The sequence below is a fragment of the Pseudomonas sp. B14(2022) genome (assembly GCF_012030485.1).
Taxonomy (GTDB): domain Bacteria; phylum Pseudomonadota; class Gammaproteobacteria; order Pseudomonadales; family Pseudomonadaceae; genus Aquipseudomonas.
Genome location: NZ_JAAUVM010000009.1, coordinates 84,278 through 97,874 on the forward strand (window position 1 = coordinate 84,278; position 13,597 = coordinate 97,874).

At 63.5% G+C, this 13,597-nt stretch carries 12 protein-coding genes; 8 read left to right on the plus strand and 4 right to left on the minus strand.

Going from position 1 to position 13,597, the window contains the following annotated elements:
• Positions 1 to 5: 5 nt before the first annotated feature.
• From HCF10_RS15395 to HCF10_RS15410, 4 genes are read right to left on the minus strand one after another with little or no spacing between them, the layout of a single operon-like run.
• The gene (locus HCF10_RS15395; RefSeq protein ID WP_131697731.1) at positions 6 to 449 is read right to left on the minus strand and encodes a hypothetical protein; all 444 of its coding nucleotides are present in this window, start codon (positions 447 to 449) and stop codon (positions 6 to 8) included.
• On the minus strand, positions 439 to 1,737 hold the full coding sequence (locus tag HCF10_RS15400) for a phosphatase PAP2/dual specificity phosphatase family protein (protein WP_167655886.1): 1,299 nt from the start codon (positions 1,735 to 1,737) through the stop codon (positions 439 to 441). The genes HCF10_RS15395 and HCF10_RS15400 overlap by 11 nt, the downstream gene beginning before the upstream one ends.
• Before the next feature lie 2 nt (positions 1,738 to 1,739).
• Positions 1,740 to 3,494 (minus strand): bifunctional alpha/beta hydrolase/class I SAM-dependent methyltransferase, encoded by a 1,755-nt coding sequence (locus HCF10_RS15405; RefSeq protein WP_167655887.1) that lies wholly within the window; start codon positions 3,492 to 3,494, stop codon positions 1,740 to 1,742.
• 10 nt (positions 3,495 to 3,504) lie between these two features.
• Positions 3,505 to 4,128 (minus strand): CDP-alcohol phosphatidyltransferase family protein, encoded by a 624-nt coding sequence (locus HCF10_RS15410; protein ID WP_053127483.1) that lies wholly within the window; start codon positions 4,126 to 4,128, stop codon positions 3,505 to 3,507.
• A gap of 319 nt (positions 4,129 to 4,447) precedes the next feature.
• Here HCF10_RS15410 and hflK (HCF10_RS15415) point away from each other — a divergent pair, with 319 nt between their 5' ends.
• From hflK (HCF10_RS15415) to cfaB, 8 genes are all read left to right on the plus strand, one after another.
• Positions 4,448 to 6,352, plus strand: a complete 1,905-nt coding sequence (gene hflK / locus HCF10_RS15415; protein WP_167655888.1) for a protease modulator HflK — start codon at positions 4,448 to 4,450, stop codon at positions 6,350 to 6,352.
• 9 nt (positions 6,353 to 6,361) lie between these two features.
• Positions 6,362 to 7,351: a protease modulator HflC gene (gene hflC / locus HCF10_RS15420; protein ID WP_167655939.1), complete on the plus strand. Its 990-nt coding sequence runs from the start codon at positions 6,362 to 6,364 to the stop codon at positions 7,349 to 7,351.
• Positions 7,348 to 8,382, plus strand: coding sequence for a protease modulator HflK (gene hflK, locus HCF10_RS15425; RefSeq protein ID WP_167655889.1), 1,035 nt, complete (start codon positions 7,348 to 7,350; stop codon positions 8,380 to 8,382). The genes hflC and hflK (HCF10_RS15425) overlap by 4 nt, the downstream gene beginning before the upstream one ends.
• Positions 8,379 to 10,265, plus strand: a complete 1,887-nt coding sequence (locus HCF10_RS15430; RefSeq protein ID WP_167655890.1) for a cation-translocating P-type ATPase — start codon at positions 8,379 to 8,381, stop codon at positions 10,263 to 10,265. The genes hflK (HCF10_RS15425) and HCF10_RS15430 overlap by 4 nt, the downstream gene beginning before the upstream one ends.
• A 117-nt stretch (positions 10,266 to 10,382) precedes the next feature.
• Complete coding sequence (bufA2, locus tag HCF10_RS15435; RefSeq protein ID WP_065937926.1) at positions 10,383 to 10,634, plus strand: BufA2 family periplasmic bufferin-type metallophore; 252 nt, start codon at positions 10,383 to 10,385, stop codon at positions 10,632 to 10,634.
• 66 nt (positions 10,635 to 10,700) lie between these two features.
• Entirely contained in the window at positions 10,701 to 11,546 is an 846-nt protein-coding gene (bufB, locus tag HCF10_RS15440; RefSeq protein ID WP_131697724.1) for an MNIO family bufferin maturase, read from the plus strand.
• A complete protein-coding gene (locus HCF10_RS15445; protein ID WP_167655891.1) occupies positions 11,537 to 12,325 on the plus strand; it encodes an HvfC/BufC N-terminal domain-containing protein in 789 nt (262 codons plus the stop codon). The genes bufB and HCF10_RS15445 overlap by 10 nt, the downstream gene beginning before the upstream one ends.
• An 87-nt stretch (positions 12,326 to 12,412) precedes the next feature.
• Positions 12,413 to 13,597 carry a C17 cyclopropane fatty acid synthase CfaB gene (gene cfaB / locus HCF10_RS15450; protein WP_167655892.1) on the plus strand — a complete coding sequence of 395 codons (1,185 nt, stop codon included), beginning with the start codon at positions 12,413 to 12,415 and terminating at the stop codon, positions 13,595 to 13,597.

Sequence of the window (13,597 nt, forward strand, 5' to 3'; positions counted from 1 at the left end):
ATTCCTTATCCGGCGAAAGGCAGCCAGGGGCTGGCGAGGATCACGGCGAGGGTCAGCAGCGCTTGCGCGCCCAGCAGCCAGGCTTGTTTGCGCAACAGTTTGAGGGCACCGCGACGGCGCTCGGTCCAGGGCCGGCCGGCACGCTTGGGCGATTGCAGGCCGAGGGCTTGCAGAGCTTGGTCGAGGTCCGGGGTGCGCTCGGTATCGCGGGCCAGCAGGGCGAACAGGTCGGCGTCGAAGGCAACGCGCAGCGCCCAGTACTTTTGCAGCAGCCCCAGGATAATCATCCACAGGCTGAGCAGCAGGCAGATGGTTGAAACACTCGCCATCAGCAACTGGGCGAGGCCAAATAACACACCGGCCACGGTCAGGCCTGTGGATAACTGATCCAGTGAACGGCCACGGCGCAGCAGGCTGGCGACCACCTGGAGTTCCATATCAGCGGGCATGAGGCAAACCCTCCAACGCTTGACGATGAGCAGGATGCAGGACCACATGGGCCCGCGCTGTACGAATAATAGCCAGCGCCTGGTCCACCGTGGCGGCGCGCCCACTGTGCAGCAGCCAGGCGGCGACCGCGGTGGCGCTGCGTGAGTAGCCAAGGGCGCAGCACACCAGCACCGGGCCGCTTGAACGCAGGCGCTCGATGGCCTCGGCGGCTTGCTGGCATTCGGTGGGTGTCGGGGCGATCAGGTCCAGCACGGGGATGCTTTGATACGCGCGGCCCTGTGGATTAATTGGCAACTCGGCACAGAGGTCGACGATGGCGTTGAATGAATCCTGCTCTTTCGCACTGGGAATCCGCCCAAGCCACACGTTATCCACAATCAGGTCCGGCTTTGGGTGTTTGCGTGTCCACAGGCGCGAATTTATCCACGCCCCGGCCAGATAGGGTGCATACAGCCAGCGCGCCGCAGGCGTGAGCCGGCCATCGGCGCGTTTCTGAAAGCCCGACGCGCCGAGCACCAGGTAATTCACCTTGATCAAGCCCAGGGACACCGCCGGCCAGAGCAGCCATAACCAGGCGCCGCCCAGGGAAAACGCGAGAACTGCCAGTGCCAACGCCCCCAGGCCGTAGCGCAGGCCCAAGCGCCAGCGCTTCGAATCTCGGGTAAGCCGTGCATTCAGCAGGGGGCTTGGATGTTCCACCGGCCACAGCCACACGCAGATCCAGCCGGCGAGGGCGCCTGTGGGTAAGTCGATAAAGTGATGTTGATAAGTGGTCAGCACCGAAATACCGATCAAGGCGAACCAGCCATGCACCAGCCAGCGCCATAACCCTTGGGTGTGGCGCTGATACATGACCCACAGGATCACCAGCAGCGCGATATGCAGCGAGGGCGCCTGGTTGAACGGTTTGTCGAACCCCGCCAGCACGGCAAACAGCCAGCCGAACACGCCATCCAGTTCCGGCCTCTCGAAGGTGAAGCGCAGCGGCCAGATCAGGAAGCAACTCACGGCGATGACCTGCGCGCTCAGCAAGCGCAGCGCGTGTTGCTTCAGCTCATGGCGGCTGGTGGGCAGCAGCAGGGAGAAACCGTAAAGCAGGTCGATGGACCAATAGGGCACGATGGTCCAGGCCCAGAACGGCATATGGGTTTCCCAGTCGAACACCAGGGTGCCGACGTCGCTGCGCTGGCTGGTGACCCAGGTGGCGAAGCCGTAAGTGCTGAAAAACAGCGGCGCCAACAGCAGCAGCCACAGGACCGCTGGTTTCAATAAACCGGGTTCGCGCATGGTCAGATCTTCTGGGCCAGGGACACGGTAAAGATGCCCCACTCATCCACACGCTGGGTGATCTTGCGAAAGCCTGCCGCTTCTACCAGTTGATCCATTTCCGCCTGGCTGCGACGGCGCATCACCCAGGCCTGGCCCTGGCGATGGCTGGTCAGTGCGCGGGCGATCAGTTCCAACTGCGGGTGCCACGGTTGGCCGGTGTAGACCAGGTAACCGCCGGGCTCCACGGCTTCAGACAGGCCGGCCAACGAACCACCGACCATGGCGTTATCGGCAAACAATTCATACAGCCCGGATACCACCGCCAGCGTCGGCTTGGGTTGCAGTGCCGCCAAATCCAAGCGGTCAAACGCATCGCCTTTGACGAACTGCGCGATGTCTCCCAAGCCTTTCTCACGAATCAGCGCGCCACCGTCGCGCACGTTGATGTCGCTGTAGTCGCGCAGCAGGATCGATTCCGGCAGCGGCGACACGCCCTGCAACGCTTCAAGAATGTAGCGCCCGTGGCCAGCGGCGATGTCGACGATGCGCACTTCGCGGTCTTCTGCGCGCAGCTTGGCCATGGCCAGGCGCAGCAGTTCCTCGACGTTCAACTTGCGCTGGCGAATACCACGCCAGCCGATGGAGTTGAGGTAGTTGGTGTCGATCATGCGGCCCAGCCCGCCCTTGCCGGTGGGCGTGTTGCGGTACACGTAGTCCAGGGTGCTGCCGGAGTCGAAGCCGGTGTCGAAGCCCAGCTTTACGCCGTCCGACAGGTTCTTGCCCAGGCCCATGCTGGCGCGGGTCAGGCGCCAGTACAGGTCGCGCAGGGAGTTGCGTGGCAAGGGGGCTGCGAGGGATTCGGATTCGGCGCAGGTGGCGCCCAGTTTGTCGGCGTCCAGCAGGGATGCGCGATCCAGCGGCTGCGCGAAGTTCTGCAGGATAAAACGCCTGGCGCTGCTCACGGCCACCGCGCGGTCACGCTCGCCGAGGGTGTCGTGGAAAAAACCGGGGAGGATATGCAGTTCTTTTTTCAGGCTGCCAAGGCGGTCGAAGAATTGCTGCTGGGGTTTGCGGTGCACCACAAAGTCGGAGCCCGAGACCAGCAGTTGGGTCGGCACCTGAATCGCCTGGGCATCGGCGACAACCCGGTCGGCGGCTTCGTACAGGCCCAACAGCACGTTCACCGAGATGGCCTTGGTGATCAGCGGGTCGCTGTCGTAGGACGCCACGCGCTCCGGGTCATGGCTGAGGAACTTGGCCTTGACGTAACTGTTGACGAAGAAGTTGCCGCGAAACCTGCGCATGAGCGCCAGGCCCGGCCGGGCGAAGGGCACGTACAGCTTGACCTTGAACGCCGGGGACGCGAGCACCAGGGCGCGGATTTTCGGCGCGTAGTCATGCACCCAGGTGGCTGCGATCACCGCGCCGACACTTTGGGCGATCACGGCACACTCTTCTTCCTCGATGCCATAGGTGGCACCGATATGGTCGCGGAAGGTCTGCACGTCACGGGCGCTGGTGGCGAAGCTCGGGCTGTCGCCGCGTTCGCCAGGCGATTGGCCGTGGCCACGGGCGTCCCAGGCGAAGAAATCGAACTGCGGCAAGTCCAGTTCATCCACCAGGTGCGCGATACGCCCCGAGTGTTCATGGCCACGGTGAAACAGCAGGATCGCCTTGCGCGGCTCGCCGTCCACCGGCGCGCTGGCCGGCCAATGACGGTAGAAAAGCTCGACGCCGTCATGGGTACTGAAGGTGTGCTCTTGCTGTTCGCGCATTGCAAAATCCTTATGCAGAAGGGGAGATGTGTTGTTCTTCTTTCAGGCCCTGGCGCACCCGGTTGACCAGGGTGTAGGCGAGCAGGGCGGCAACCAGCCACATCACCGTGTCGACCCAGCCGGCGCCGAGCCAGCCGAGCGCCACACCGGTGGCCAGCACGCCGAGGACGAACGCACGGTCACTTTTGCCCATCGGCCCGTCATAGCGCCGTGACGCACCGACCATCGGCCCCAGCACGCCAGCGTATTCACTGAACACCGCCAGCAGCGCCACCAGCAGCACCGGCACCAGGCTCACGCCGGGGATCAGCGCGAAGGGCAGAATCAGCGCGCTGTCGGCAATCACGTCGCACAGTTCATTGAGGTAGGCGCCCAAACGCGACTGCTGGCCGAATTCCCGGGCGAGCATGCCATCGATGGCGTTGAGGGCCATGCGCAGGATCATCCACAGCGGGATCAGCGCAAACAGCCACAGGTGTTGAGCGAAGCTGGCGATCAACAGGCCGACCAGCAGGGAAATGACCCCGGCCAGCACGGTGATCTGGTTGGCCGTGGTGCCGTTGTCATAGAGGCGCTGCACGAGGGGGCGCAGCAGGTTCTGAAAACGCGGTTTGAGCTGATAGATCGAAATCATGAGGGGTGACGCTTCCTTGTCCGAGAGCCCGCGAAAAACTGTCTGGAGTGTGCCGATTATTCATGGCCTGTACCAGTGATGGCTCGTGTTTATGGGGGTTTAGTCACGATCTTGAAAGCACTGAAGGACAAATGTGGGAGGGGGCTTGCTCCCGATAGCGGTTTGTCAGTCGATGCAGGTGCTGGCTGATCAACCGCCATCGGGAGCAAGCCCCCTCCCACAGGAGATCTGTGTGCAGCTTAAAAACGCTGTTTAACGAACAAAAATTTCACGCCGCGTGTTATATCGTAACGAATTGTGTACGAGCGGGCGTGAGTGGATGCAAGTGGATCTAGAGGCGGACGGCGCTTCGGTGGAAGGCCTGCCGCGTTTTCAGCAGGGGCTGTTCCATGCCCGCCGATTGCGGCAAGCCGGTATCAGCCTGACGGTGCTCGCCATTGTCGGTTGGGTGCTGGCGTTGTTTGTCGCGCTGTTTGCACCTGTGTCGATCTGGCCGGTGGTGTTGATCAACTGCGCATCGGCCCTGTTGGTGCTGGTGGCAGGGCTGCAGTCGGCGTGGTGGGTAGCCGATTGGCGTGCCCAGGCGCTGGAGGAGCCGGCGGCCGAATTACCCGTTGAAGAAACGGGTCGTTACGCACGCCTGGTGGGGCGCTTTGGCCGGCAGATTGGCGCCCCGGTCTTGTGGCTGGGCGGCTGGTCGCTGCTGGCACTGGTCAGCATCATCGAATTCTGGAACCTGGCCCTGCCCTCGGCGCCTGTCGGCCAAGCGGCCAGCGTGGGGGCGGCATTGGCGTTGGCGCTGGCGTTCGGCTTGCTGGTGTTCGAACGGCGCCTGGCTCAGGAAACCACGGCCCAGTGGCCGGAAGCCGCGCAACTGGCGCAGTTGAGTCGGGTCGCGATTATCTGTCTGGTGGTCAGCGCCATTTGCCTGCTGTTTGCGGGGGATGAGTCAGTCTGGCCGTTGCGCCTGGCGGTGCTGGTCGGGCTGTTGCCGGCGCTGGTGGCGCTGGAGTTTCTATTAAGAGGCGTGCTGTCGCTGTTCAGCCCGCGCCAGCCGCGCCTTGAACCACGCCTGATGGCGCAAAGCTTCATCGCCGGGTTGCTGCGCTGGCCGCCACAACCGCTGCTGGCGTTGCAGCACGAATTACATAACCGCTTCGGCATCGACCTGCGCCAGATCTGGGCGTTTACCTACATGCGCCGCGCGTTTTTGCCGGTGTTGCTGGTGGTGCTGGCGGTCGGCTGGGCGCTGACCGGCGTGCATGAAGTGCCTCTGCAAGGCCGTGGGATTTATGAGCGCTTTGGCAAACCCGTCGAGGTGTTCGGCCCAGGCCTGCATACCGGCTTGCCGTGGCCCTTGGGCCGCGTGATCAACGTTGAGAACGGTGTGGTGCATGAGTTGGCCACCAGCGTCAGTGAGGCCTCCGTACCGGAGTTGGCGCCTGCGGAAGGCCCGGCGCCGCTGATTGCCAATCGGTTGTGGGACGCCAGCCATGTGAATGACAAATCCCAGGTGATCGCCAGCAGCAGCGGCGATAAACAGAGCTTCCAGATCGTCAACATGGATGTGCGCTTCGTTTACCGCATCGGCCTCACCGATCAGGCCGCACTCGCCGCCACCTATAACAGTGCGGATGTGCCGACCCTGATTCGCAGCACCGCCAGCCGCATCCTGGTGCACGATTTTGCTTCGCGCACCCTCGACGAATTGCTCGGCGAACAACGCACCCGCCTGGCCGACGAAATCGGCCGCGCCGTGCAGGCGGACTTGCAGACACTCGACAGCGGTGTGGAAATCCTCGCCACCGTCGTGGAAGCCATCCACCCACCGGCCGGCGCCGCCAACGCCTACCACGGCGTGCAAGCCGCGCAGATCGGCGCCCAGGCCCTGATTTCCCGCGAGCGCGGCGCTGCCAGCGAACACACCAACCAGGCCTTGCTGCAAGCCAGCACCGCCCGCGACCAGGCCTTGGCCACTGCCCGCGAAGTGAATGCCGGCGCCCAAGCGGCCGACCTGCGCTTTACCGCCGAACAAAAGGCCTACGCCACGGCCGGTCGGGCCTTTGTGCTGGAACAGTACCTGGGCCAACTCAGCCTGGGCCTGGCCCACGCCAAGCTGCTTATTCTGGATCACCGCCTGGGCGCCGAGGGTGCACCGACGATTGATCTGCGTTCTTTTACTTTGCCGGCCGACCCTTCGCTGCCGCGTAAAGCCGTTCAATAAGGAGTCTGTCTGTTGAGCGCTCATTCTCACGATCATGGTCACCACCACGGCCACCATCACCATCATCACGGTGATGAACAGGCGGCGGGTCCTTTCCCTTGGCGTCGCATGGCCTGGGCGGTGTTGCTGGTGCTGTTTGCGGTGGCGGCGGCGAGCCTGGTGCAGGTGCGCTCCGGCGAGGCCACGGTGATTACCCGCTTTGGCAACCCGTCGCGGGTGTTGCTGGAACCGGGCCTGGGCTGGCGCTGGCCGGCGCCGTTCGAAGCGGCGATCCCGGTGGACTTGCGCCTGCGCACCACCTCCAGTGGCTTGCAGGATGTGGGCACGCGCGACGGCCTGCGGATTATCGTGCAGGCCTATGTGGCGTGGCAGGTGCAGGGCGATGCCGACAATGTGCAGCGCTTTATGCGTGCCGTGCAGAACCAGCCGGATGAGGCGGCGCGGCAGATTCGCACCTTCGTCGGCTCGGCGCTGGAAACCACGGCGGCCAGCTTTGACCTGTCGAGCTTGATCAACACCGACGCCAGCCAGGTGCGCATCGCCGATTTCGAGGCGCAGCTGCGCCAGCAGATTGATCAACAATTGCTCACCACCTATGGCGTGCGTGTGGTGCAGGTGGGGATCGAGCGCCTGACGTTGCCGTCGGTCACGCTGACCGCCACCGTCGACCGCATGCGTGCCGAGCGTGAAACCATCGCCACCGAACGCACGGCCGTGGGCAAGCGCGAGGCCGCGCAGATTCGCTCCGCGGCTGAGCGTGACGCGCGCATCGTGCAGGCCGACGCCACGGTGAAAGCCGCCGACATCGAAGCCCAGTCACGGGTCGAGGCCGCGCAGATTTATGGGCGTGCCTATGCCGGCAATCCGCAGCTGTATAATCTGCTGCGCTCCCTGGATACCTTGGGCACGGTCGTGACCCCCGGCACCAAGATCATCCTGCGCACCGACGCCGCGCCCTTTCGCGCGTTGGTGGACGGGCCCAAGGACGTTCAGCCATGACCGAGCGTGACAGCCCGGACAGCCCCTGGATCCAGGCCGGGCGCCTGACGTTCCTGGCGTTGTACGCGGTGACCGTGTTGGCGGCGTTGGCGTGGGCGTTTTCCAATGTGCGGCAGATCGACCCGCAGAACCGCGCCGTGGTGCTGCACTTCGGCGCCCTCGACCGCATCCAGAATGCCGGGCTGCTGCTGGCTTGGCCGCAGCCGTTCGAGCAGGTGGTGTTATTGCCGGCGGCCGACCGGGTGATCGAGCGTCGGGTGGAGAACCTGTTGCGTTCCGATGCGGCGGTGCAGGCGGATCGCGTGGCCAGTTTCGCCACGCCCTTGAGCGACGCCCTGGCCGGCTCCGGCTATTTGCTGACCGGCGATGCCGGAGTGGTGCAGCTGGATGTGCGGGTGTTCTACAAGGTCACCGAGCCCTACGCCTTTGTGTTGCAGGGCGCGCATGTGCTGGCTGCCCTGGATCGCCTGGTGACCCGCAGCGCCGTGGCCCTGACGGCCGCGCGCGATCTGGACACGATCCTGGTGGCGCGCCCCGAATTGATCGGCACCGACAACGGCGCCGCCGAGCGTCGCGAGCGGCTGCGGGGTGACTTGGTGCAAGGCATCAACAAACGCCTGGCCGAGTTGGCCGCCACCGGCCTGGGGTTGGGCATCGAGGTGACGCGGGTGGATGTGCAATCGAGCCTGCCGGGCCCGGCGGTGAACGCGTTCAACGCCGTACTCACCGCCAGTCAACAAGCCGACAAAGTCGTGGCAAACGCCCGGACCGAAGCGGAAAAACTCACCCAGACCGCCAACCAGCAGGCCGACCGCCTGGTGCAGGTCGCCCACGCCCAGGCCAGTGAACGCCTGGCCAATGCCCAGGCGCAAACCGCTACGGTCGCCAGCCTGGCCCAGGTCAAAGACCCGGGCTTGCTGTTGCGCCTGTACCGCGAGCGTATGCCGAAGATTCTCGGCCAGGCGGGCTCCGTGACCACGGTCGATCCTAAAGACGACTCCCGCTTGATCATCCAGGGAGCCGAACAATGAGCGCACCCATGCTGACCTCCGCCGAACAGCGCAGCGCTGCCCGGCAATTGACCCTGGCCATGCTCGCCCTGGGCTTGCTGACGCTGGGCCTGGTATGGCGCTGGCTGGCGCCGGACCAGACGGGCGTCAGCCAGTTGCTGCTCGGTGTCGCCTCGTTACTGGTGGCGGTGCCGGTGATGCGCTCGGCCTGGTACAGCCTGCGTTTTCCCAGCCTGCATGGCATTACCGACCAACTGATCGCCCTGGCGATGCTCGGCGCCTGGGCCACCGGCGATCTGCTGACCGCCGCGCTGCTGCCGATCATCATGATCTTTGGCCACGTATTGGAAGAGCGCAGCGTGATCGGCTCCCAGGAGGCGATTCATGCCCTGGGTAAACTGACCCGCAGCCATGCGCGGCGGGTGCAGGCCGACGGCAGCATCATCGAAGTGGATAACGGCACGCTGAGCACCGGCGATATCGTCGAAGTGCGGGCCGGTGATCGCGTGCCTGCCGATGGCGTGGTGCTGTCGGGCCAGGCGAGCCTGGACACGGCGCCGATCACCGGCGAGTCGGTGCCGTTGGAAGCCAGTGTGGGGGTGCAGGTGTTTGGCGGGGCGATCAACCTCGATGGCCTGCTCCGTCTGCAAGTGACGCGCACCGGCAATGAGTCGACCCTGGGCAAAGTCATCGCGCTGATGCAGAACGCCGAACGTTCCAAGCCGCCGATCACGCGGCTGCTGGAGCGTTACGCGGGCAGCTATATGGTGCTGGTGTTGCTGCTGGCGGCAGTGACCTGGTTTGTGACCAATGACGCCCAGGCGATGCTCGCGGTGCTGGTAGCGGCATGCCCGTGCGCCCTGGTGCTGTCGGCACCGGCGACGGCGATTGCCGGCATCGCCGTAGCGGCCCGGCATGGGATCCTGATTCGCAGCTCGGCGTTCCTCGAAGAGTTGGCGGACCTGACCTCGCTGGTGGTGGATAAGACCGGCACCCTGACCTTTGGCACCCTGCGTTTGCAGTCCATCGAGAGCGCATTGACCGATCGCCAGGCGCTGCTCAACCTTGCGGCCAGCCTCGGTTCGGCCAGCAGCCACCCGGTCAGCCGTGCGTTGGCGGGGTTGGCGACTCAGGCGCAAATGCTGGCGCTCACGGATATTCGCGAGCGCCAGGGCTTGGGCGTTGTGGCACAGACCGAGCAGGGCGAAGCGGCGTTGGGCCGTCCCGAGTTGTTCGAGCAATTGGGTATTGTCACCACCGCCGTGCCTGACCATGACGGCCCGATTGCCGGGCTGGCCCTGAACGGGCAGTTTCTGGCCTGGCTGCTGCTGGCCGACAGCGTCAAGCCGGAGGCGCGCCAAGCCCTGCAAGAGTTGCGGGATTTGGGCCTGGGCCGCCAACTGCTGCTCACTGGCGACCGTCAAAGCGTGGCCGACAGCCTGGCGCTGGACGTGGGCATCAGCGATGTCGAAGCCCAGGCATTGCCCGAGGACAAGCTCAACCGCGTGCTGGGGGAAATCGGCAGCGGCTTCCGGCCCATGGTGGTCGGTGATGGGATCAACGATTCCCTGGCGCTCAAGGCTGGGGTGGTCGGCGTGGCCATGGGCGCGGGCGGGGCGGACATTGCGCTGGCCTCGGCGGATGTGGTGTTGATCGGCAGCGACCTGCGGCGCCTGGGCACCTGTGTGCGCTTGAGTCGCCAGTGCCGGCGTACGTTGCAGGTCAACGTGGTCATCGGCCTGGGCTGGACGTTGGCCATCGTGGTGTTTGCCGCCTTTGGCTGGTTGGGTGCTGCGGGGGCAATGATTGCGGCGGTGTTGCATAACCTCAGCACCTTGCTGGTACTGGGCAATGCCGGGCGTTTGCTGCGGTTTCAGGAACCGCTGTCGAAGCTTGAGGATTAATTTTCGGGAATATTTGCACACGGCTGTAACGCCGATGTGGGGCCTCACTCTAGTGCAGTGTCGAGACTGGGCAATCCGTTCAGGCCGACGCCACTACCGATCATGAGGAATACAAGAATGAAGATTAAATCCGCTGCTGCTGGTGCTGCGCTGGCGATGGCTGCCGCCACCATGTTTGCTGGTGTTGCTACCCAGGTACAAGCCGCAGACGCCACCGTTCACTGCTATGGCGTCAACGCCTGCAAAGGCCAGAACGATTGCAAGACCAAAGACCACGCCTGCAAAGGCCAGGGAGCTTGCAAGGGCCAGGGCTTCCTGTCCATGAGCAAGGCCATGTGCGACCAGAAAGGCGGCACCGTCGGCGAGTAACCGGCCACCGAGTGCAACCGCAGCGGCTGCACCCACCGCTGCGGACACTTTTCCCTGGAGTGTCCTATGCCTGTTTCCCTTCCGAGCCTTGGTTACGGCCTGGGTTTACGCAGTGAGTACTATCAACAGATCCTTGAACAATCGCCGCCGGTGGATTGGTTCGAAGTGATCTCCGAGAATTATCTGGTTCAGGGCGGCAAGGCCTTGTACTACCTGGACGCAATAGCCGAGCGCTATCCTCTGGTGATGCACGGTGTGTCCCTGTCCATTGGTGGGCCTCATGCCCTCGATATCGATTACCTGAAGCAAATCAAATCCCTGGCCGAGCGCATCCAGCCGGCGTGGATTTCCGATCACCTATGCTGGAGCCGTGGCAGCGCGCACCAGTTGCACGACCTGCTGCCCCTGCCTTACACCGAAGAAAGCCTCTACCACGTGGCCGCTCGCGTTCGCCAAGTGCAGGATGTGTTGCAGCGCCCGCTGGTGCTGGAAAACGTCTCCAGCTATGTGCGTGCCAAGGCGGATGAATTCACCGAATGGGAATTCCTCAATGCCCTGGCCCACTTGTCGGGCTGCCAGTTGCTGCTGGACGTTAACAATGTGTATGTCAGTGCACGCAACCATGGCTTCGATGCCTGGACCTTCATCCGCAACCTGCCGCCCGACAGCATCCGCCAGTTGCATTTGGCGGGGCATATGGATTACGGCGACTACGTGGTCGATACCCACGACCATCCGGTGTGCGATCCGGTGTGGGCGCTGTATCAACAGACCCTGGAGCACGTGGGGCCGGTCTCGACATTGTTGGAGCGCGATGACCATTTCCCGCCGCTCGAAGAACTGCTCACCGAGTTGAGCAAGGCCCGCGAACTGGGGGCCACCGCCCTGGCCAGGAGAGCGTTATGCGCCTGACCGATTGGCAGTTGGCTTTTGAACGGCACCTGTTATCCGAGACGCCGGTTGCCAGCAGTGATTTCGCCGCCACGTTGCTTGGTGGGCCGACACTGGATGTGGAAACGGGCCTGGCGATTTATCACAATGCCTACCTCTCGCGGTTGCAGGACGTGCTGCGACATGACTTCGGTGCCATCCGGTATTGGCTGGGGGATGATGAGTTTGCGTTGCTGAGCGAAGCCTATGTTCGCCGCCATCCCTCTGCGCATTACAGTTTGCGCTGGCTGGGGGAGCGGTTTGCGGCGTTTATCCTTGAGCATCTGGTGGCCGAACAAAGCGCGCCGCTGGCCGAGCTGGCGCGGTTGGAGTGGGCGTTCACCCTGGCGTTTGACGCGCCCGAAGGGCGGTTGCTGACGCTGGATGACATGGCGTTGTTGCCTGCCGAAGAATGGCCGGGTCTACAGGTCAACCTGGCGCCTTCAGTGCAGCAGTTACTCTGCCGCTTCAACACGCTGGCGATCTGGCGATCCAGCAAGGATAAATCCAGTTTCCCAGGCAGCGAGGTGCTTGATCCCGCACACATCTGCGTGGTGTGGCGCCACCAGAATGTATGCCGTTACCGCAGCCTGGAACCCTTCGAGGCCTGCGCCTTGGCGGGGATGGTGACCACCGGCTGGGATTTTTCAGAACTGTGTGCAGAGTTGGCAGTCACTTATGGAGAGGGTGCACCACTGCAAGCGGTGACATGGCTGAAACAGTGGATCCAGGACGGTTTGCTCCAGCGCCGAGCCCCATAGAAGAACGCTATCAAATCGATAGCCTCCTACTTTTTCTCGGGATGGTCTACCCTCATTCCAGACGTCTGAAACAAGGGGGGATTACTCATGCTCGCGCAACTTCCACCGGCCTTACAGAATCTACAGCTGCCGCTGCGTCTTCGACTCTGGGATGGCCATGAATTCAGCTTGGGCCCCGAGCCCAGTGTGACCATCGTGGTGAAGGACCCCACGGTCGTGCCCCAACTGACCCATCCCACACTCGACTCGTTGGGTGAAGCCTTCGTCGAGGGCAAACTGGAGCTGGAAGGTTCCATCAGCGAAGTGATCCGGGTCTGTGATGAGTTGAGTCATGCCCTGGTCGAGGACGACGGCAGGAGTCTGCCGGTGCGCTCGATCCACGACAAAGCCACTGACGCCGCGGCTATTTCCTACCATTACGACCTGTCCAACGCGTTCTACCAGCTATGGCTGGACCAGGACATGGCGTACTCCTGCGGTTATTTCGAAACCGGCAGCGAATCCATCGACCAGGCCCAGCAAGACAAATTCCGCCACCTGTGCCGCAAATTGCGTTTGCAGCCAGGCGAATACCTGCTCGACGTAGGCTGTGGCTGGGGCGGGCTGGCGCGGTTTGCGGCGCGGGAGTTCGGGGTCAAGGTGTTTGGCATCACCCTGAGTAAAGAGCAGCTGGCGTTGGCCAAGGAGCGGGTGAAAGCGGAGGGCCTGGAAGACCGGATCGACCTGCAACTGCTCGACTACCGCGATCTGCCCCAGGATGGTCGTTTCGACAAAGTGGTGAGCGTGGGCATGTTCGAACACGTCGGCCACGCCAACCTGGCGCAATACTGCAAGACCATGTTTGGTGCCGTGCGCGAAGGCGGCCTGGTGATGAACCATGGCATTACCGCCAAGCACACCGACGGCCGGCCCGTGGGCCGTGGCGCTGGGGAGTTTATCGAGCGTTATGTGTTCCCCAACGGCGAACTGCCCCATTTGGCGATGATGACCGCTGAGATCAGTGAAGTCGGGCTGGAAGTGGTCGACGTCGAAAGCCTGCGCCTGCATTACGCGCGCACCCTGGACCATTGGAGCGAGCGCCTGGAAGACAACCTGGAAGCGGCGGCGAAGCTGGTGCCGGAGCAAGCGTTGCGCATCTGGCGGCTGTACCTGGCCGGGTGTGCTTATGCGTTTGCCCGGGGCTGGATCAACCTGCACCAGATTCTCGCGGTGAAGCCTCACGCGGATGGCAGCCATGAACTGCCGTGGACGCGGGAGGATATCTATCGCTGA